This window comes from Mesorhizobium sp. 1B3, from assembly GCF_050958605.1.
Taxonomy (GTDB): Bacteria; Pseudomonadota; Alphaproteobacteria; order Rhizobiales; family Rhizobiaceae.
The window spans coordinates 410,147-428,618 of record NZ_JBJHDO010000002.1; the positions used below are offsets into that span (position 1 = coordinate 410,147).

An 18,472-nucleotide genomic window follows, 5' to 3' on the forward strand; every position below is an offset into this window, starting at 1 on the left:
ATTCTTCCTGTTTTGCGGTGTCCGCCGGCTGACGGGAAGATTACACGCCTCTTGACGCCTCGCCCGGGGACATGCCGAACTGACGTTTGAAAGCGGTGGCGAAATTGGCGGCGCTTGTATAGCCCGCGCGCTGCGCGGCTTCCTGGATCGAGCCCTCGCCACGAACCAGCAGGGCGCGGGCCTCGTCCAATCTGGTCTGCCGGACGCGATCGAGAACGCTCGCCCCATATGCGGCCCTGAAGAGGCGCTGCAATCCGCTGACGCTGACACCTGCCTCGCGCGCGATCTCCTCCACGTGCAGCCGTCCGGTCGATCGGGCATGGATGAAGTGCTCCGCGCGCTTCAGGCGGGCCTGCTCGGCGGGTGACAGCATTCGGGTGGCGGGTGCATTGTCCTGGTGAGTCGAAGCCGCAAGCGCTTCCGCGACGATCTCGACCGCGGCGCTCTCGACCAGCAGGTCCTGGAGCGTCGACTGATTCCCCGAAGATGCGAGAATCCGGCGGACGAGACCGGCGAGACGCGATGTCACTCTCCAGCTTTGGCTCGCGAGGTGATCCTGCAGAAGCGCCTGGGCAAGGCGATGATCGTTCACCGACGCCAGCCCGTCACGATCCAGCCATTCCGGCGTGGCCGAGACCACCAGATGGCGAATTTGCTGGTGTCCACGCGAGAGCCGACGGAAGCTTTCGGCGCGGGCGCTGGAGATGATGAAGCCCTCGCGCAACTCGTCGCCACCGCGGAACTGAAAAGTGCGCCCGCCGATCTCGACCTGGACTTCTCCCGACAGGAAGAAGACGCAGGACAGGCCCGGGAGTTGAGACGAGTTCGCGGTGAAATCGGCTTCCTCGAAGACGTCGCTGGCGTGGACGTGTAGACCTCGCCGCAATTCGCGATGCCAGAACGCGCCACGGAAAAGCGGCGCCTCCATGGACAGCCGGTCGTCGCGGCTCTCCACCGTTACGCCGGGCCGCCGCGCCATGTCCACGACCCGCATGACGTTTCGCCTGTTCAGCTCCACCGCACTTCCATTCTCCGAGCTTATCCGGCGAAAATCACGTCCAGATGCGTTTCAAGCCCTTTGAGCTTCTTGCAAACGACTTTGACGCCCGCGCAAAGGCATCGGCGTTGTAAGTCGCCTCGTGCTTTTGTAAGCCATAATATGACAATGAAAGTCAAGTTTACGGGTGGGGCGCAGGTGCGAAGCAAGGGCATTTTTCTGGACAGGCTATGGGCAATGGCTGCCGCAGTGTCCTGCATGGCATTGATGGTCTCCGGTGCCGGCGCGCAGAGCGTGACGGAACTGGACACTATTTCGGTGACGGCCGAAGGGGCGGAGCCGGCGCGTGGGCCTGATGACGGTATAGTGGCAAAACGCGCCACCGTTGGCTCCAAGACGGCGACGCCGTTGGTCGAAATCCCCCAGGCGGTCAATGTGGTGACGCGTGCTCAGATGGACGAGCAGGGCGCCAACACGGTGGCCGAAGCGTTGCGCTATACGCCGGGCGTTCTTGCCGATCCTAACGGTTTCGATACCCGATACGATTGGCTTTATATCCGCGGCTTCAACGCTTTCGGCATGACGTGGCTCGACGGCCTGGTGCTTCCGGGCGACCCGAACGGCTACGCCACGCCAACGATCAACAGTTACGCGCTGGAACGGGTGGAGGTCATCAAGGGGCCGGCATCGGTTCTCTACGGACGGACCGTCCCCGGCGGGCTCGTCAATCTGGTCAGCAAGCGCCCACAGCCCACCGCCCATCGGGAGGCCGTGGTGCAGACAACCGGTTTCGGCGGGATACAGGGCGCCGTGGATATGACCGGCAAACTGTCGGAGGACGGCACCTGGCTCTACCGGTTCACGGGACTTGCCAAGAACCTTCACACGCAGATCGATCACGAGCGCGATCGGCAGTTGATGCTCGCGCCCAGCCTGACGTGGAGCCCGACAGCCGATACGACGCTGACGCTCTATGGCTATTTCCAGCGCGATCGCCCGGTCTTCAGTCCGCGTTTCTACCCGGCTGTCGGAACGCTGCTTCCCAATCCGTTCGGCCAAATTCCGCGAGACGTGTTCCTGGGCGATCCCGACTGGGGCGAATTCAACCGGGACTTCTATGCCGCGGGCTATGAATTCGAGCATAGCTTCAACGACACTTGGACCGTACGACAGAACTTGCGCTACAGTGGCGCGGACCAGAACATGGATCTGGTGCTCGTCAACCCGGCCTTTGCCTACGCCGCACCGGGCACGACCCTCAACCGTGTAACGGCCATCTCGGACGACGCGCTGCGGTCCTTCACCGTCGACACGCAGGCCGAAGCGAATTTCCAGACCGGCGCGTTCGACCATACCGCGCTGTTCGGGCTGGACTATATCAGCACTACATCCGATACTATTTTCGGCAATACCGGGCCGGGCACCTTCGTCCCGCCCATCGACTATCTGAACCCTATCTATGGCTACGACTTTCCCGTCGCACCGGTCCAACGCTCGGGACTTCAGAAGCAGCAGCAGATCGGCTTCTACGCGCAGGACCAGATTCGCTACGATCGGTGGGTTGGAACATTCGGGCTCCGGTACGACACGTCGGAAATCGACAGCGAGAACCGTATTGCCGGCACCAATGTCACTACCAGCGAAAGCCAGCTGTCCGGCCGTGTCGGGCTTACCTATTTGTTCGACAACGGCCTCGCCCCCTATGCCAGCTATATGACGTCGTTTCTCCCGCTTCTCGGGACCGATCTTCGCGGTAATCCATTCGTGGCGCAGCGGGCGGAGCAGTTCGAGATCGGCGTAAAATACGAGCCCGCCGACGCCCGGGGCATGATCGGCATCTCGTTCTTCAATTTGCAGGTCGAGAATTCGCTGACTCCCGACCTCACGGACACGCGCTTTTCGGTCCAGACCGGCAAGCAGCGGGTTCGCGGTATCGAGGTGGAGGGGAAATATGAGCTAACGCCTTCGCTGGACGTGCTGGTCGCCTATGCTTATTCGCAATCGGAAGTCCTGGAATCCAACAATCGCGCGGAGCTGGGCAGGGAAATGCTGCGACTTCCCGAACATCAGGGAGCCGTCTGGTTCAACTATCGGCCATCCCTGATCGACGGGCTTTCTCTCAGCGCAGGCGTGCGGGCTACGTCTTCCTATCAAACCGACAGCACCTATCGGCCGGAACTGCGCATCCCAAGCCGCGCCCTCGTCGACATCGGCGCGGAGCTCGATTTCGGAGCGATCCGCAACGAGTTCGAAGGTACCAAGCTGCGCTTCGGCGTCACCAATCTCTTCGACCAGAAATATGTCTCGCACTGCCTGAACCTGACGGGTGGCAGCTGCAACTACGGTGCGGGCCGCACGGTGACAGCCAGCCTCAAATACACATGGTGACAGTGGATCGGATGTTGGACGACAAAGGTGCGGCTCGTCGTGCGCCGGCTCTATCCTTCTTGCGGCAATTGATCTGGCTGTCGGCGCTGATCGTCGGCCTCGTCCTCGCTTGTTCGTTCGCCGCCCCGGCACGCGCCGACCCGATCCAGATAAAGGACGTCATGGGTCGTGAGGTCGTGTTGCACGCCCCGGCACGGCGAATCGTGCTGGGCGCCGGCAGGCATCTCTCCGTCATAGGCCTGATCCATCGCGACCCCGCCTCGCTCGTCGTCGGCTGGCGCGACGATTTCAGCCGCGACACTTCCAACTTCGCCGCCTGGGCGGAAAAATTCCCCCGGGTTGCCGAGATACCGGTGATCGGCGGAGTGGCCGGAGATGGCCTTGCCGTCGAAACGATCGTCGGGTTGTCTCCCGATCTCGTCATATTGAGCCTTTACGACGCCGAAGCTCCGTCAACCGGGCGCTCGATCGACATGCTGACGCAACTCGGGATCCCGGTCCTCGTGGTCGACTTCTTTTCCCATCCGCTTGAAAATTCATTGCCCAGCCTGAAGATGCTCGGCCGGGCGATCGGCGCGGAGGAACGCGCCGACGCCTTCGCTGCCTTTTATATGGCCCACCTGGAACGGGTGCGGTCGCGCCTTGCGTCCGAGCCGCTGGATCGGCCCAGCGTTTTCATGCACGTCCATGCCGGCGGCATGCCATGCTGTTCGACGCCCGGACATGGCGTGTTCAACGAGATGATAGAACTTGCCGGAGGGCGCAATGTGGCACTCGAGCGGGTGCCGGGACTCTACGGAGACGTCAGCCTCGAACAACTGATCGTGGACGATCCGAAGATCTATATCGCGACTGGCGGTGCCCATCTCGCCGCGCGCGGCGGGCTGGTGCTCGGGCCGGGCATCGATCGCGAATCCGCCCGGCAATCCTTCGACCGCCTTCTCGGCTCTGTCGGCATCGCGGAACTGTCGGCGGTGCGGGAGGGGCGCGCGCACGCGCTCTGGCACATGTTCAACGATTCGCCCACGCACATCGTGATGATCGAAAAGCTCGCGCGCATCTTCCATCCGGACCGCTTCGCCGATCTCGATCCGCAGGAGACGATCGACGCCATCAACCGCGATTTCCTCGCTGTCCCGATGTCCGGCGTCTATTGGCTCGATCGGTGAGAACAGCAGCATGTCGAGCGGCGATACTTTGGCCGCTGACCGACCTTGTAGCAATGGAGCAACCTCTTGCCGTCCACTCATGCCTACGTTCGTCTCAGCAAACCTGTCGCAGTGATGGAGGCATTGCGGGCGCACATGGCCGAACATGACGTCGACGTGACGGTCGATGGCGGCGTCGCAAGGGCCAGACTGCAGGATGCCGAGGCGGTCATTCGCTCGATGGCCGGGGAACTGGCCCTGGAAGCCCACGCGCCGAGCCAGGCGGGCCTGGAGGACGTTACCGCCTTCCTTGCCGCTCACGTGCTTGAATTCGCCTATCCGGAAGTGCCGGAGATCCGTTGGTCAGGCTTTGCGGAAAGGAAGGAGTTTTCCGACTTCCGCGAAATGCGCGTATTGCGCGTGCTGGATCTCACTCCGCATATGCGACGCATAACGCTGACCGGACCGGATCTCGATCGCTTCGCGTCCGACGACAACCTGCATGTGCGACTGTTTTTCCCGCCCGAGGGACAGGCGCCGGAATGGCCGACCCGAGGTGTTGACGGCCTTGCGCATGCGATCGATCCGGCAAAAAGGCCACAAGTGCGAAAATACACGATCCGCCGGATTGAGCTTGGCTCCGGCGAGGTCGACATCGACTTCGTGCTGCATGCCGATGCCGGACCCGGCAGCGACTGGGCGGCGCGCGCCCGACCCGACGACGTCATCGGCATGGCCGGTCCAGGTGGGCGCAGTGCCCGGGCGGCCGACTGGCATTTGCTTGTCGGGGATGAAACGGCACTGCCTGCCATCGCCCGCATTCTCGAAAGCTTGCCGGCGACTGCCGCCGGCCATGCGATCATCGAGATCCCAGGCGAAGCGGATCGGATTGCCCTGTCGAAGCCCGACGGTGTCCTGCTGCGCTGGCTTTATCGGGAAGGCGGTTCGCCTTCGCTCGATGCTGTCGTGCGTGAGATCTCGATTCCGAACGATCGCGCCCATTTCTGCTGGGCCGGCGCGGAATTCGACGCCATCCAGAAGATACGGCGATATTGGCGAGACGAATGCGGCATCGCCAAGGGGGATCAGCTCGCGGTCGCATATTGGCGGCGCGGCGCGGAGGGGGAATGATCACCCAAGGCACTGATGCAGTGCCGCACTGATCCTGACAGCTTACTGTCAGGATGGTCGCAGTCGTTTTCGACGCTGGGATGTTCGGCCTTTCCATTTGGCCGGACTCCTCCCATATTCAGGCCATGGCCAAAACCCCAGACAGAAAGTCGCCTCCGGCGAAGGACGATCGTTTCGGCAGCCGGAAAAGACGCAGTCCCCTGACTGATTTCTTGGATGCGTCCGAGCCGCTCGAGCCCAAGGGATTTTCGGAGGCGCCGCAGGCCGAGTTGTCCGGCGCGTCTTTGTCCGGCTCCGTCTCGGAATGGGCGCAGCAGATCGCGCGCGAGGCGGATACGGAACCCCGCGGCGGCGGGGAAGCCAAGCCCGTCAAGCCGAGAAAGAAGATCCCGGAGCGTTCGGCCGCGCCGACCAAGACGGCGCGCGGAACCTCCATGGGCGGGGCCGCCAGCGCCAAGGAGCGTGCCGCGGCGGGCCTCAATCCGGTCGCCGGCCTCGACATCTCGCTGGAAGACGCGGAGTCCCTCCCGACTTCGGGCGTCACCGCCACGGTTGCGGCGCTCTCGAAGCTGATCGAGAGCGGCAATCCGCTGCATAAGAACGGCAAGATCTGGACGCCGCACCGGCCTGAACGCCCGGAGAAATCGGAAGGCGGCATTCGCATCCAGATGAAGTCCGATTTCGCGCCGGCCGGCGACCAGCCGACCGCTATCGCCGATCTTGTCGAGGGTGTCGGTCGCGCCGACCGCACGCAGGTGCTGCTCGGGGTCACCGGTTCCGGCAAGACCTTCACGATGGCGAAGGTGATCGAGGAGACGCAGCGCCCCGCGCTGATCCTGGCGCCGAACAAGACGCTGGCTGCTCAGCTCTACGGAGAATTCAAGCAGTTCTTTCCGGACAATGCGGTCGAGTATTTCGTTTCCTATTACGACTACTACCAACCGGAAGCCTACGTCCCTCGCACCGATACCTATATCGAGAAGGAATCCTCGATCAACGAACAGATCGACCGTATGCGCCACTCGGCGACGCGCTCGCTGCTCGAACGGGACGACGTGATCATCGTCGCTTCGGTATCCTGCATCTATGGTATCGGCTCGGTCGAGACCTATACGGCGATGACCTTCCAGATGGAGGTCGGCGACAGGCTCGACCAGCGCCAGCTGCTGGCGGATCTCGTTGCCCAGCAGTACAAGCGGCAGGACATCAATTTCGTGCGCGGCTCGTTCCGGGTGCGCGGCGACACCATCGAGATCTTCCCGGCCCACCTTGAGGATCGCGCCTGGCGCATCTCGATGTTCGGCGACGAAATCGAGGCCATCACCGAGTTCGATCCGCTGACCGGCCAGAAGACCGGTGCCCTGAAGAGCGTCAAGATCTACGCGAACTCGCACTATGTGACCCCTCGGCCGACGCTCAACCAGGCAATCAAGTCGATCCAGGAGGAACTGAGGTTCCGGCTCGACGAGCTCAACCGTGCCGGTCGCCTGCTTGAGGCACAGCGGCTCGAGCAGCGCACCCGCTTCGACGTCGAAATGCTGGAAGCCACCGGCTCTTGCGCTGGCATCGAGAACTACTCGCGCTATCTCACGGGACGTCAGCCGGGCGAACCGCCGCCGACGCTCTTCGAATACATCCCGGACGATGCGCTGATCTTCATCGACGAGAGCCACGTGACCGTGCCGCAGATTGGCGGCATGTATCGCGGCGACTTCCGGCGCAAGGCGACGCTCGCCGAATATGGTTTCCGTCTTCCGTCCTGCATGGACAACAGGCCGCTGCGTTTCGAGGAATGGGACGCGATGCGTCCGCTCACCGTCGCCGTCTCGGCGACGCCTGGCGCCTGGGAGATGGAAGAGGCAGGCGGCGTATTTGCCGAGCAGGTCATCCGGCCGACCGGCCTGATCGACCCGCCGGTCGAGGTCCGTCCCGCCAAGGCGCAGGTCGACGACGTGCTCGGCGAAATCCGCGCCACTGCGAAGGCGGGGTACCGATCGCTGGTCACGGTGCTGACAAAGCGCATGGCCGAGGACCTGACCGAATATCTTCACGAACAAGGCATTCGCGTGCGCTACATGCATTCCGACATCGAGACGTTGGAACGCATCGAGATCATCAGGGATTTGAGGCTCGGCGCCTTCGATGTGCTCGTCGGCATCAACCTGCTGCGCGAGGGCCTCGACATTCCCGAATGTGGCTTCGTTGCGATCCTGGATGCCGACAAGGAAGGGTTCCTCCGCTCCGAGACCTCGCTCATCCAGACGATCGGCCGCGCTGCCCGTAATGTCGACGGCCGCGTCATCCTCTATGCCGACCAGATAACAGGCTCGATGGAGCGGGCGATGGCCGAGACCCAGCGACGCCGCGAGAAGCAGATGGCGTGGAATGCCGAGAACGGCATCACGCCGGAAAGCGTGAAGTCGCGCATCGCCGACATTCTCGATTCCGTCTACGAGAAGGATCATGTCCGCGCCGACATTTCCAGTTTCGCCCAGAGCGAAGGGGCGATGATGGGCAACAATCTCAAGGCCCATCTGGAATATCTGGAGAAGGCCATGCGCGACGCGGCCGCCAATCTCGATTTCGAGAAGGCAGCGCGCATGCGCGACGAGATCAAGCGCCTGCGCGAGATGGAACTTACCGTATCCGACGATCCCCTGGCGCGCGAAGCCGAACGCGAGAGCCCCGTTTCCGGGCGCGAGAAGGGCAAGCACAACAAGGGCGTGGCCCGCCACCGTGTCGCCGGGGAAGGGCCATCGGGCCGGTCGCTGTTCCAGAAGCCGTCGCTCGACGACATGGGGCCGGGAACGGACATGGCCAAGCCCTCCGGAAAGGGCGTGTTCCGTAAGCCGCATCTCGACGAGATGGGCGCCGACGTTGCGGTTCCCGCAAATGCCGTCCCGCGTTCGCTGTTCAAGAAGCAGAGCCATCAGGAAGCTCATGGCGCCGACTACGGCACGCCGGGAGAGGGGGGCGACCGGTCGTTGTTCCGCAAGAACACGCTCGACGAGATGACCGTCCGCCGCACCGAGAAACCGGTGGAAGGGCCGACCCCGCCCAAGCCGGATCTCGGTGGCTCCGACGATGCGCGGCCTGTACGCCCAGAGCGTGCCGGCATTGGATCCTACGAGGATCCCGCGGATGAGCGACAGCGCAGGCGGCGGTCACGCAAATCGGGGCGGCCCGGGCACTAGAGCATTTCGCAGCCGACCGGATTCGGTCGGCGTCGCGAGAATGCGGCAAAACAAAGACCTAAAGCGTGTCACCCGAATCCGATTGCCAGCGACACGCTTTAGCCTCCAGCCTCGATCGTAGCCACGCCGGCCACCACGAGCGCCGCAGAAAAAAATCCACAGCCACAGAGACCGCGCCACGGACTCGATGGAACCGGGGGGCGTCGAGCGCAGTTAACTGTGGTCCGGATTCGGAGGCTAACGATGCTAAACTCCACCGACCCACAGAAGCTCGAACAGATCAAACTTGCTTCGTCTGCATTCTTTGGTCCGCTGCTTCTTCGGGAGGCTCTTCGCCGTCTATGTCAGTCCCAGGGTGTGGACGCGATCGATCGCTTCGAGAAGTCGATGGCGGACCTGATCGAGGGGACCAATGACGAAAGGGCGGAATTCGAATCCATGAGAGAGTTCGCCATCGAGCAACTCTATTCGGTCGTCAAAGAGGTTCGAAGCTCTCCCGATACCAAGCAACTGTGTGAAGACATCAAAGGTCGGCGGACCGAGGGGCGATCCGAGGAGGCGCAGACGCTGGAGGAGCAGCTTCAGTCTGGCCTTGAAGATACCTTCCCAGCGAGCGATCCGCCCGCCGTGGTGTCCACATCGATCCCTGGAGGTGCAAAGCATCTTGTCGGAACCGACGAGGTCCTGCGGCAGAAACGTGAGGCCGAGCGGGAAAAAGATCGTAAGTAGCCCTCATCTCGAACACTGTGGTTTCGCAGACATGCGCTGTAGATTCTTGATAGCGCATGTCTTTTTCCCCGAAACCGCTGCACACTTCGACGAAAATGCTTTAAAGAACCACGTGCCGCGCGTTTCGACACACGAGCGATGATCTGCGAGGATTGCGGTCGTCTGAGGTGATCTGGATCGATCGGGTGTCGTCCTGGCAGTTATTTCAGTCGAGCGAATTCGTATCGGTCGAGAATATTGTCGTGAAAATATTCGCCTGCCGATTCAGCATCGGAGAATCCCTCGGCGATCACCGGCGGTACATGATAGTAGAGATAGATCGAACGACTCTGGAACGTTACCTCGAGGTCTTCAGCCTCAGGAAAATATCGGACCGATGCAATCGCTTCCGAGGGCGGGATCTCGATTTTCTCTACGATTGTCATAGCGATGACAGCATTGGCTTCCGACGTAAGTCCCTTGCTGACGCAACGCCTGCAAGCGGCATGCGTTCCATCCGGAATGAGATGCGCTGCAATACTCTCTGCTGATCACCCCTAGCCAGCTTCCGGCCGGCAATGGTTGCTACGACAGGAAAATGACGCCGTTCGCCATGACCGTCGGCCTGGAACCGATGCTGCTTCCAAAGCGATTCCGAATGTCTTCCCAACCCCTTGTTCTCGAACCGAAATCCTAATGTATGTCACCCAAAAGTGTGCAGCGGTTTTGGGTAAACGACATGCTTAGGGAAAGAGCGGCCCTTGCGCCATCTCCAGATGCAGCGGCTTGCCGCCCCAAGGATGAGCCTCGCAGACCGCTTCGTCGAGTTCGACACCGAGCCCGGGTTCCCTGGAGGGAATGACGTTGCCGTTCTCCCAGGCGATCTTCTTCTTCAAGAGCTTACCGTGGAAACCATCCCATTGTTTCAGCGACTCCAGGATCAGGAAGTTCGGCAGCGTGACGGCGAGCTGGATGTTGGCCGCTCCGACGATCGGTCCGCAGTAGCAGTGGGGGGCGACCTGGATGTGACGCGCTTCGGCCATAGCCGCGATCTTCTTGGTTTCGAGGATGCCTCCGGATCGTCCGAGGTCGGGCTGCAGGATCGTCGCGGCGCCGGTCTCGATGACCCTTGCGAACTCCCATTTCGTCGTCAGTCTTTCCCCGGTCGCGATGGGGATAGACGTGCCGCGCGCTACCTGCGCCATCACTTCCGGCGCATCCGGCGGAACAGGCTCCTCGAACCAGAGCGGGTCGTATGGCTCTATGGCCCGCGCCATGCGCAAGGCGCCCGATGCCGTGAACTGGCCGTGCGTTCCGAACAATATGTCGGCCTTGTTTCCCACCGCCTCGCGGATCGCCTTCACCATGCGGGCCGACAGGTCGATATCGACCAGCCGGGGCTGGTGGCCGTCGAAGACGGTGTAGGGCCCTGCCGGGTCGAGCTTTACGGCGTTGAAGCCTTGCGCGACATAGAGCGCCGCGCATTCGGCAGCAAGCTCGGGGTCGTTGTAGACGTTCCGGTCGGGATCATCGGCCTCGCTGGGGAAGGCGCTGCCGGTGTGAGGGTAGAGATAGGTGTAGGACCGCAGCGTCTCGTGCACCTGGCCGCCGAGCAGCTTGTAGACCGGTTTGCCCGCTTCCTTGCCGATGATATCCCAGCAAGCTATTTCGAGCGCCGACACACAGCCCATCATCGAAACGTCAGGCCTTTGCGTGAAACCCGATGAATAGGCGCGCCGGAAGAAGGTCTCGATATCGTGCGGGTCCTGGCCGACCAGATAGCGCTCGGCACAGTCCTCGATCATCTTCGCCGTCACATGTGGTCCGAATGTGGCATTGTAGGCCTCGCCGTAGCCGACGACGCCGCCATCGGTGACGAGCTTGACGAAGATGAAGTAACGACCACCGATGCCCGGGGGCGGATTGCCGACGACAAAGGTCTTGACGTCCGTGATCTTCATGAGGCCCTCCGTTATCGATGGTCCGCGAGAATGAGATCCGCGCCCTTCCAGCCGGTCACCATCGTTGCGGCATTGGTGTTGCCGGTGACGTTGCCGGGAAAGATCGAGGCATCGACGATGCGCAGGCCAGAGAGGCCATGCACCTTCAGCCGGGAGTCCACGACTGCGGTATTCGGATCCGGACCCATGCGGCAGGTCGAGACGGGATGATAGACCGTGCCGCTGCGCCTGCGGAAGTCGAGGACCAGCTCTTCGTCCGTGCGGCAGGCGGGTCCGGGCAGCACTTCCTCGGCGATGACCTCCGACAGCACCCTCGTCGCTGCCATCCGGCGCAGGAATTTCACGGCATCCAGCATCTCGGCGACATCCTCGTCGGTCGAAAAGGCATTGGCAACGATCTTCGGGTAGGCCGAGGGGTTCCCGGAGCGGATCATGATCGAGCCGCGGCTGGTCGGTCGGCAGTTGGACAGCCCGATCGAAAAGCCCGGCCAGGGGTCGGGCGTCAGGATCGGTCGCTCGCCGGTCTTGGGGATGACTGTCGAGAATGCCTGGAAATAGAGCTGCATGTTGGCTCGTTCTCGCCCCGGATCGGTACGGAAGAAGCCGCCGCCCTGGTTCATGCTCATCGACAGGGGTCCAGTGCGCAGCAGAAGATACTGCATTCCCACGAGTGCTTTGCCCCACCAAGGGCGCAGGACTTGGTTCAGCGTGGGCACGGTGGCCTTGTAGGTATAATTGATGCCGAGATGATCCTGGAGATTGGCACCGACATGGTCGTTCGCATGGACGACTGCGATCCCGAACTCCCTTAGCAGGGGAGCGGGGCCGACGCCGGAAAGCTGCAGCAATTGCGGCGTGTTGACGGAGCCGGCGCAAAGCACCACTTCCCGAGCCGCGCCGACCGAACAGGGGCGCCCGTCCTTGCAATAGTCGACGCCCACTGCACGACTGCCTTCGAAGCGGACCCGGGTCGCGAGCGCGCCGGTTTCGACACGGACGTTCGGCCGCTTCATTGCGGGGCGCAGGAAGGCGCGGGCAGCGGACATACGGCGGCCACCTTTCGTGGTGATCTGATAGATGCCGACGCCGTCCTGCTCCGCGCCGTTGAAATCGGAGTTCAAGGGCAGGCCGAGTTCCTTGCCGGCAGCGAGGAAGCGCTGGCAGAGAGGATGCACGTTCCGTCTGTTGTCGGTGACGTGGATCGGCCCGGCCCGGCCACGCCAATCGTCGGCGCCGGCCTCATTGTCCTCGACCGCCTTGAAGATCGGCAGAAGATCATCGAATCCCCAGCCGGGATTGCCGGCGTCGCGCCAGGAGTCGAAATCCTCGCGCTGGCCCCTGATCCAGACCATGGCGTTGATCGAGCTCGAGCCACCGAGCAGCTTGCCGCGCGGCCAGTGGTCGGCGTTTCCGGCCAGCCCGGGATCGGGCTCGGTCTTGTAGTTCCAGTTGACGGCTGGATCGAAGAAGGTCTTGCCGTAGCCGAGCGGCATCTGCACGAAGAAGCGGCGGTCCGAGCCACCCGCCTCGAGCACCAGCACGGAGAAGCGGCCGCTCGCCGACAGGCGCTCCGCGACTACCGAACCGGCGGAGCCCGAGCCGACGACGATGAAATCATAGGTCTGCATGGATAGTGTCGCTCAACGCCCGGCTGGAACGATATGCGGCCAAGCCTAGTCTCGCGTTTCCACTGCACAGGTCGGCCTTACGGCATGGCCTGTGAAAAAAGCGACTGCCCCGAACATTTGCGAAGGCGCGTTGACGGCTCGTCAGGCCGGCCTTACGAACGGGCGGATCAACGAGAGGATGAGACGGTGGAGACGGAAAAGCCGGTCGGCGAATTGACCTTGCGGACGCTCGCCATGCCGGCCGACGCCAATGCTGCGGGCGACATATTCGGCGGCTGGGTCATGGCCCAGATGGACCTGGCATGCGGCATCCGGGCCGCCGAGCGGGCGAAGGGCAGGGTAGTCACTGCCGCCGTGAAGGAGATGTCGTTCGCCAAGCCGATGAAGATCGGCGATACGCTTTGCATCTACACCCATATCGAACGAATTGGACGGACCTCGATGGTGCTCAAGGTCGAGGCCTGGGCGCAGCGCTATCTGTCGGACCTCATGGAGAAAGTCACCGACGCCGATTTCGTCATGGTGCGCCTCGACGCCAGCGGAAAGCCGACGCCCGTCCCCCAGGCGTGAACAGTCCGTTCCGGAAATGTTTACGCGGCGTGCGCGAGGTCGAAACGCATGCGCGCTTCCCTGACCCGTGCCGTGTTCAAGCGCGCCCACTCCCCGAGCGCGTTGACCGGCACCAGCAGCTCGCGGCCGAGATCGGTGAGTTCGTAATCGACACGTGGCGGAATGGTGGGAAACACCGTTCTTGTAACGAATCCATCACGTTCCAGGCCGCGCAGGGTGGTGGTCAGCATCTTCTGGGAAATGCCGCCGACGGCGTGACGAAGCTCGCTGAAGCGCATCGGCCCGTCGCCGAGCTTGCCGACAACCAGGACCGTCCATTTGTCGCCCACGCGCTGAAGGATCTCGCTGACGGCGCGGCAGTCTTCACTGCGGTGCGGGTGCCTTGGTTTCAAAAAAGTGCCTCCTTGTGCACTGCGGCATTGGTCACCTAGATAGTGCCAGTTTCCAAAGTATACCAGATTCTGAAAGGAGAAGACAATGTCCAAGCCCAGGATTGCCGTGGTGCTCGGCTCGACGCGCGAAGCCAGATTCGCGGATGTGCCCGGCAAATGGATCGCCGATCTTGCAGCAAAGCGTGGTGACCTCGAGGTTGAGGTCGTCGATCTGCGCGACTATCCGCTGCCGTTCTTCGACGAGGTCGCCTCCTCCCTGTGGGTCCCGTCACAGAACGAGGTCGCTCAGAAGTGGCAGAAGAAGGTCGACGAATTCGACGGCTTCATTTTCGTGACCGGTGAATATACGCGCGGGCCGACGGCGGCTCTGAAGAACGCTCTCGACTATGCCTATACCGAATGGAACAAGAAGCCCGCTGGTTTCGTCGGCTACGGCGGTGTCGGTGGCGCCCGTGCGGTCGAGCAGCTCCGCCTCAATGCGATCGAGCTGCAGATGGCCCCGGTGAGGACCGCCGTCCACATCGTGTGGGCAGATTATTCGGCGATCAAGGGCGGCCAGAACATTGCCGAGTTCGATCACCTCGGCGCTGCCGCGAACGAGATGCTCGACCAGCTCTCCTGGTTCGGTCGTGCCCTTAAGGCAGCGCGGGATGCAGATGCTGCGGGCGCGGATGCCAAGGCCGCCTGAACGGTTTCACTTGCTCTCGCGGGTCTCCCACTTGCGGGATCATTCTCAGCAGGGGCAGCGCAACGCGCTGCCCTACGCGCTCTCCGAGACGGCTCTCGATCCCACGCTACTGGGCAGTCGGCAGCCTCGATGCAATCACCTTGTCGATACGGCGACCATCGAGATCGACCACCTCGAAGCGCCAGCCCTGGGCGTCCACCGACTCGCCGGTGACGGGAAGGTGGTGCATATGGGAGAGGATGTAGCCGGCAACGGTCTCGTAGTCGCGGTTTTCCGGAAGCTCGATGCCGAGATGATCGGCCATCTCGTCCGCCTGCATGTAGCCGGCGAGCAGCCATGAGCCGTCCTCGCGCTGTACGACAAGCTGGTCGTCCTCGTCGAGATCGGAGCGAAACACGCCGGTGATCGCCTCCAATATGTCGGCCGGCGTGACGATGCCTTCGAAATGCCCGTACTCGTCATGCACGAGCGCCATCGGCACGTCCGAATCCTTCAGGGTCGCCAGGACGTCCAGGGCGTCTGCCTGGTCGTGGACGATGGGAGCGGGCCGCAGATGCCGGCGCGGATCGAAAGGCTGGCCTGCCAGGACGGCGGCAAGCACTTCGCGCGACTGCACGACGCCGACCATGGCATCGACGCTGCCTTCTCCGGCGGGCAGCCGAGAGTGCGGCGTCTCCATCAGCAGCTTGCGGGTTGTCGCTTCGTCCGCCTGGAGGTTGATCCAGTCCACTTCCGTCCGAGGGGTCATGACTCCGCGCACGGCGCGGTCACCCAGGCGCATGACGCCGGCAATCATTCGCCGTTCGTCGGATTCGATCGTTCCGTGATGCTCGGCCTCCGCCACCAGCATCTTTATCTCCTCGTCGGTGACTTTTTCGGCGCTTTCCTCGCGCTGGCCCATGATCCACAGGACGCCGCGGCCGGAAATATCGAGCAGCCACACCACCGGCGCGGCCACCTTGGCCAGAAGCGTCATGGCGGGCGCCACACGGACAGAGATCGCTTCCGGATTGCGTAGGGCGATCTGCTTTGGCACCAGCTCGCCGATGATGAGGGACACATAGGTGATGGCGGCAACCACGATGCCGACGCCCAAAGCGTTGGCAGCCCCCGTGCTCATACCGTTTTCCGACAGCAGCCGGGCCAGCCGTTCGCCCAGCGTCGCCCCTGAAAATGCGCCCGACAGAACCCCGACGAGCGTAATCCCGATCTGCACCGTCGAGAGGAAACGGCCAGGATTTTCGCCAAGCGCCAGGGCGGGACCGGCTCCCTTGATCCCGCGTTCGATCATGGCTTTCAGCCGGGCCGGCCGGGAGGAGACCACGGCCAGCTCGGACATTGCGAGGAGACCGTTAAGGACGACGAGTACAACGACCGTCGCGATTTCTATGTAAATCATAGAGACCCAATAGCATTGTGCCCGGCGCTTGATGAAGAGCAAAAAACACGGGGCCGACAGGGTTTTTGGTCAGCCCTCACCGGCAGGCGCGATAGCCGTTGCGGCGCTCCTTGATGTCGAAGTGGAAATGATCCCTGTGGTCATGGTCGTAACCTGGCCCGAGAACCGTGGTGAAATAGTCGCAGCCGTCGGCGCGCACGGAATTCAGAAAACCGCGCTGGCGGAACGCGAACCATCCAGGCTTGCGCACGTCGATGTCGCGACCGTTCTTGAGCTCGACGCGCATGATGTCGAGGGCATTGCCCTTGGAATGTTCCGACGCCGTCCTCGTGCCGCGAATCCGGCGGCAGGAATAGCTCGAGCCTTGATGGATCGTCTTGACGCCTGAGAAGTAGCGGGTGCGGGCGGCAGGGATCAGTTCCCGGCGCGTCCAAAGGGCGATCGTTGCCGCCATCTCGCAGCGAAGCGTGGCGGCCGGCTTTACCTGGACATTGCCAATGGCCGACACTTTGACCGGATGATCGATCGCGCACAGACCGCCGTCGTCGATCGGCGGCAATTCCTCGTAGCGGACGCCCAGCCGCTTAAGCTCCTGGCGGCACGACACCTCGTCGGCCGGCATAATGTTCGGCTCCGCCGGCGTCATACGAGGAGAAAGCGTCGGGTCGTCGACATGCGGATAACCAACCAGTTGCGGCGTGATCGGGGCTGGCTCGACCGAATCAGGTACGACCGGCACAGTCTCGACGAGGGCTGGCTCTGTGAGAGCTGGCTCGGCGATGGCAGGAGCGGGCTCGGCCGAAGGAGGGGTGCGGGCTTGATAGGTTGGGACCGGTGCAGGAGGAGCCAGATTGCTGACGCCGCCCGGCAAAGCGGCGGTCGTTACCCCGACATCGACCTCCGGGCGCAGCGAGAGCACGTTGTCGGTGCTGCAGGCCGAAATGACAGCCAGGCCGATAGCGAGGCTCAGAAGGATCGGCTTTCGCGGGAGCCGGCGGCAGCGCGACGCGACGGCAGCCATCCTGTCCGCCACGGGCCACTGCGCGGCCGCTTGGGCGCGCAAGGGACGCTCTGTCTCTGTGAATTTGTGCATCCGGCTTTCCGAACCAAAGGTCAGCGCTGCAAAAAATCGCTCTCGATCTTCGGACCGATGCCGTGGTCGACATCGACCCGTTCGTGCGCGTTCGGTGCCCAGAATAGGAGCGAAGGGTAAAGGAAAACTCAGCGCGAGCTTTTACGCCTGCGGCCTGATTCAGGCCGCCGAAATCTCAGCTTCATCGGCAGTAGGTTCCGCCGTTGCGACGCTTGGCGAGGTCGAAGTGGAAATGCTGCGCATGATCGGCATCCGTCCCGGGGCCGAGGACCGTCTTGAACGGTCCGCATGCGGCCATCCTCACCCTGGAGAGAAAGTCGGCTTCCCTGGAGTCGGTTGCCGCGGTCACGTTTATGGTCCGGCCGCCGGCCAGCTTGAAACCGCCGATGTCGATGGCATTGCCGAAGGCGTGCTCGGAGAGTTTGGTCGTGCCGTTGCGGGGACGGCAGACGAAAGCGGAGCCGTGGCTTATGGCCAGAAGGTCGTCGTCGAACACAGATTTGGCGGCGGGGGCGACGACATCGGCCAGGAAACGTGCGGTTGCCTCGGCCGTGGCGCAGTTGAGTACGGCTTCCGGCGCGAGATCGATGTTTTTGCCGAAGGACTTGATGGTCAGAGGGTGTGCGACAATGCAGCCTGGCGCCTCATCGATCGGGGCATGGTCTGAGAAATCGACGCCGAGTGCGCGCAACCGCGCACGGCACGCAAGCTCATCCGTCGGAACCGGCGGGGTGGCCCGGCGCGACTCGTCCGCCGTCTCGTCGCTCCGAGGCGGCGCGGCTGGCGCAGGGGCCTGTTCGGGAACCGGACGTGTTGAAGGCAATGGCCCCCGATTTCCCGGGATGGTTGGTGAAGCGCCATGTTGCGGACGCGGCGAAGGCAGTGGCGGCGGGTTGACGTCTGTCGGAGCAAGCGGCGAAGACGCCGGCTTCGGCGCCCGGGCAGGCAGGTCGAGCGCTGATGCGGTGCTTGCGCAAGCCAACGCCTGGATCATGCAGAGGAGGCCGGTCGCCAGTCGGATCGCCAACAATGCCATGGCGGGAACATGCCACGGGCGTCACGGATTGGAAGCCACGTCGCTCGCGACCAAGATCCAATCCCTGGCCGGTGCCACCGTCAAACGTAAGATAATCAACGGATTGATTGGCTTTGTTCGGCTGAATCACTTTGAGTGA

At 62.8% G+C, this 18,472-nt stretch carries 16 protein-coding genes; 8 read left to right on the forward strand and 8 right to left on the reverse strand.

Annotated elements, in window-relative coordinates; genetic code table 11:
* Positions 1-40 precede the first annotated feature (40 nt).
* Positions 41-994, reverse strand: coding sequence for a helix-turn-helix transcriptional regulator (locus ACCO56_RS07035; RefSeq protein ID WP_433639012.1), 954 nt, complete (start codon positions 992-994; stop codon positions 41-43).
* A 240-nt stretch (positions 995-1,234) separates the two neighbouring features.
* Between ACCO56_RS07035 and ACCO56_RS07040 the strand changes: the two genes are divergently transcribed.
* The 5 genes from ACCO56_RS07040 (at position 1,235) to ACCO56_RS07060 (ending at position 9,587) form a co-directional block, all read left to right on the forward strand.
* On the forward strand, positions 1,235-3,385 hold the full coding sequence (locus ACCO56_RS07040) for a TonB-dependent siderophore receptor (protein WP_433639015.1): 2,151 nt from the start codon (positions 1,235-1,237) through the stop codon (positions 3,383-3,385).
* A gap of 11 nt (positions 3,386-3,396) precedes the next feature.
* Positions 3,397-4,554, forward strand: coding sequence for an ABC transporter substrate-binding protein (locus ACCO56_RS07045; protein ID WP_433639017.1), 1,158 nt, complete (start codon positions 3,397-3,399; stop codon positions 4,552-4,554).
* A 66-nt stretch (positions 4,555-4,620) separates the two neighbouring features.
* Positions 4,621-5,664 carry a DUF2218 domain-containing protein gene (locus tag ACCO56_RS07050; RefSeq protein ID WP_433639019.1) on the forward strand — a complete coding sequence of 348 codons (1,044 nt, stop codon included), beginning with the start codon at positions 4,621-4,623 and terminating at the stop codon, positions 5,662-5,664.
* A gap of 125 nt (positions 5,665-5,789) precedes the next feature.
* Positions 5,790-8,858: an excinuclease ABC subunit UvrB gene (gene uvrB / locus ACCO56_RS07055; protein WP_433639021.1), complete on the forward strand. Its 3,069-nt coding sequence runs from the start codon at positions 5,790-5,792 to the stop codon at positions 8,856-8,858.
* A gap of 243 nt (positions 8,859-9,101) precedes the next feature.
* Positions 9,102-9,587 carry a hypothetical protein gene (locus ACCO56_RS07060; protein WP_433639024.1) on the forward strand — a complete coding sequence of 162 codons (486 nt, stop codon included), beginning with the start codon at positions 9,102-9,104 and terminating at the stop codon, positions 9,585-9,587.
* Positions 9,588-9,787: 200 nt separating this feature from the next.
* Here the strand turns inward: ACCO56_RS07060 and ACCO56_RS07065 are convergent, their stop codons facing one another.
* The 3 genes from ACCO56_RS07065 to ACCO56_RS07075 all read right to left on the reverse strand — a co-directional run bounded on the left by ACCO56_RS07065 (position 9,788) and on the right by ACCO56_RS07075 (position 13,155).
* The gene (locus tag ACCO56_RS07065; protein WP_433639026.1) at positions 9,788-10,012 is read right to left on the reverse strand and encodes a KTSC domain-containing protein; all 225 of its coding nucleotides are present in this window, start codon (positions 10,010-10,012) and stop codon (positions 9,788-9,790) included.
* A 297-nt stretch (positions 10,013-10,309) separates the two neighbouring features.
* Positions 10,310-11,527 carry a mandelate racemase/muconate lactonizing enzyme family protein gene (locus ACCO56_RS07070; RefSeq protein ID WP_433639029.1) on the reverse strand — a complete coding sequence of 406 codons (1,218 nt, stop codon included), beginning with the start codon at positions 11,525-11,527 and terminating at the stop codon, positions 10,310-10,312.
* A gap of 11 nt (positions 11,528-11,538) precedes the next feature.
* On the reverse strand, positions 11,539-13,155 hold the full coding sequence (locus ACCO56_RS07075; RefSeq protein WP_433639030.1) for a GMC family oxidoreductase: 1,617 nt from the start codon (positions 13,153-13,155) through the stop codon (positions 11,539-11,541).
* A gap of 234 nt (positions 13,156-13,389) precedes the next feature.
* Here ACCO56_RS07075 and ACCO56_RS07080 point away from each other — a divergent pair, with 234 nt between their 5' ends.
* Positions 13,390-13,725 (forward strand): acyl-CoA thioesterase, encoded by a 336-nt coding sequence (locus ACCO56_RS07080; RefSeq protein ID WP_433639796.1) that lies wholly within the window; start codon positions 13,390-13,392, stop codon positions 13,723-13,725.
* Positions 13,726-13,745: 20 nt separating this feature from the next.
* Here ACCO56_RS07080 and ACCO56_RS07085 read toward each other — a convergent pair whose 3' ends face one another.
* A complete protein-coding gene (locus ACCO56_RS07085) occupies positions 13,746-14,117 on the reverse strand; it encodes a winged helix-turn-helix transcriptional regulator (protein WP_433639032.1) in 372 nt (123 codons plus the stop codon).
* An 85-nt stretch (positions 14,118-14,202) separates the two neighbouring features.
* Here ACCO56_RS07085 and ACCO56_RS07090 point away from each other — a divergent pair, with 85 nt between their 5' ends.
* The gene (locus ACCO56_RS07090) at positions 14,203-14,805 is read left to right on the forward strand and encodes an NADPH-dependent FMN reductase (RefSeq protein ID WP_433639034.1); all 603 of its coding nucleotides are present in this window, start codon (positions 14,203-14,205) and stop codon (positions 14,803-14,805) included.
* A gap of 106 nt (positions 14,806-14,911) precedes the next feature.
* Here the strand turns inward: ACCO56_RS07090 and ACCO56_RS07095 are convergent, their stop codons facing one another.
* The 3 genes from ACCO56_RS07095 to ACCO56_RS07105 form a co-directional block, all read right to left on the reverse strand.
* Positions 14,912-16,204: a hemolysin family protein gene (locus ACCO56_RS07095; protein WP_433639036.1), complete on the reverse strand. Its 1,293-nt coding sequence runs from the start codon at positions 16,202-16,204 to the stop codon at positions 14,912-14,914.
* Positions 16,205-16,280: 76 nt separating this feature from the next.
* The gene (locus ACCO56_RS07100; RefSeq protein WP_433639798.1) at positions 16,281-17,225 is read right to left on the reverse strand and encodes an extensin family protein; all 945 of its coding nucleotides are present in this window, start codon (positions 17,223-17,225) and stop codon (positions 16,281-16,283) included.
* Positions 17,226-17,478: 253 nt separating this feature from the next.
* Positions 17,479-18,120 (reverse strand): extensin-like domain-containing protein, encoded by a 642-nt coding sequence (locus tag ACCO56_RS07105; protein ID WP_433639038.1) that lies wholly within the window; start codon positions 18,118-18,120, stop codon positions 17,479-17,481.
* A gap of 19 nt (positions 18,121-18,139) precedes the next feature.
* Between ACCO56_RS07105 and ACCO56_RS07110 the strand changes: the two genes are divergently transcribed.
* Positions 18,140-18,472, forward strand: coding sequence for a hypothetical protein (locus ACCO56_RS07110; protein ID WP_433639040.1), 333 nt, complete (start codon positions 18,140-18,142; stop codon positions 18,470-18,472).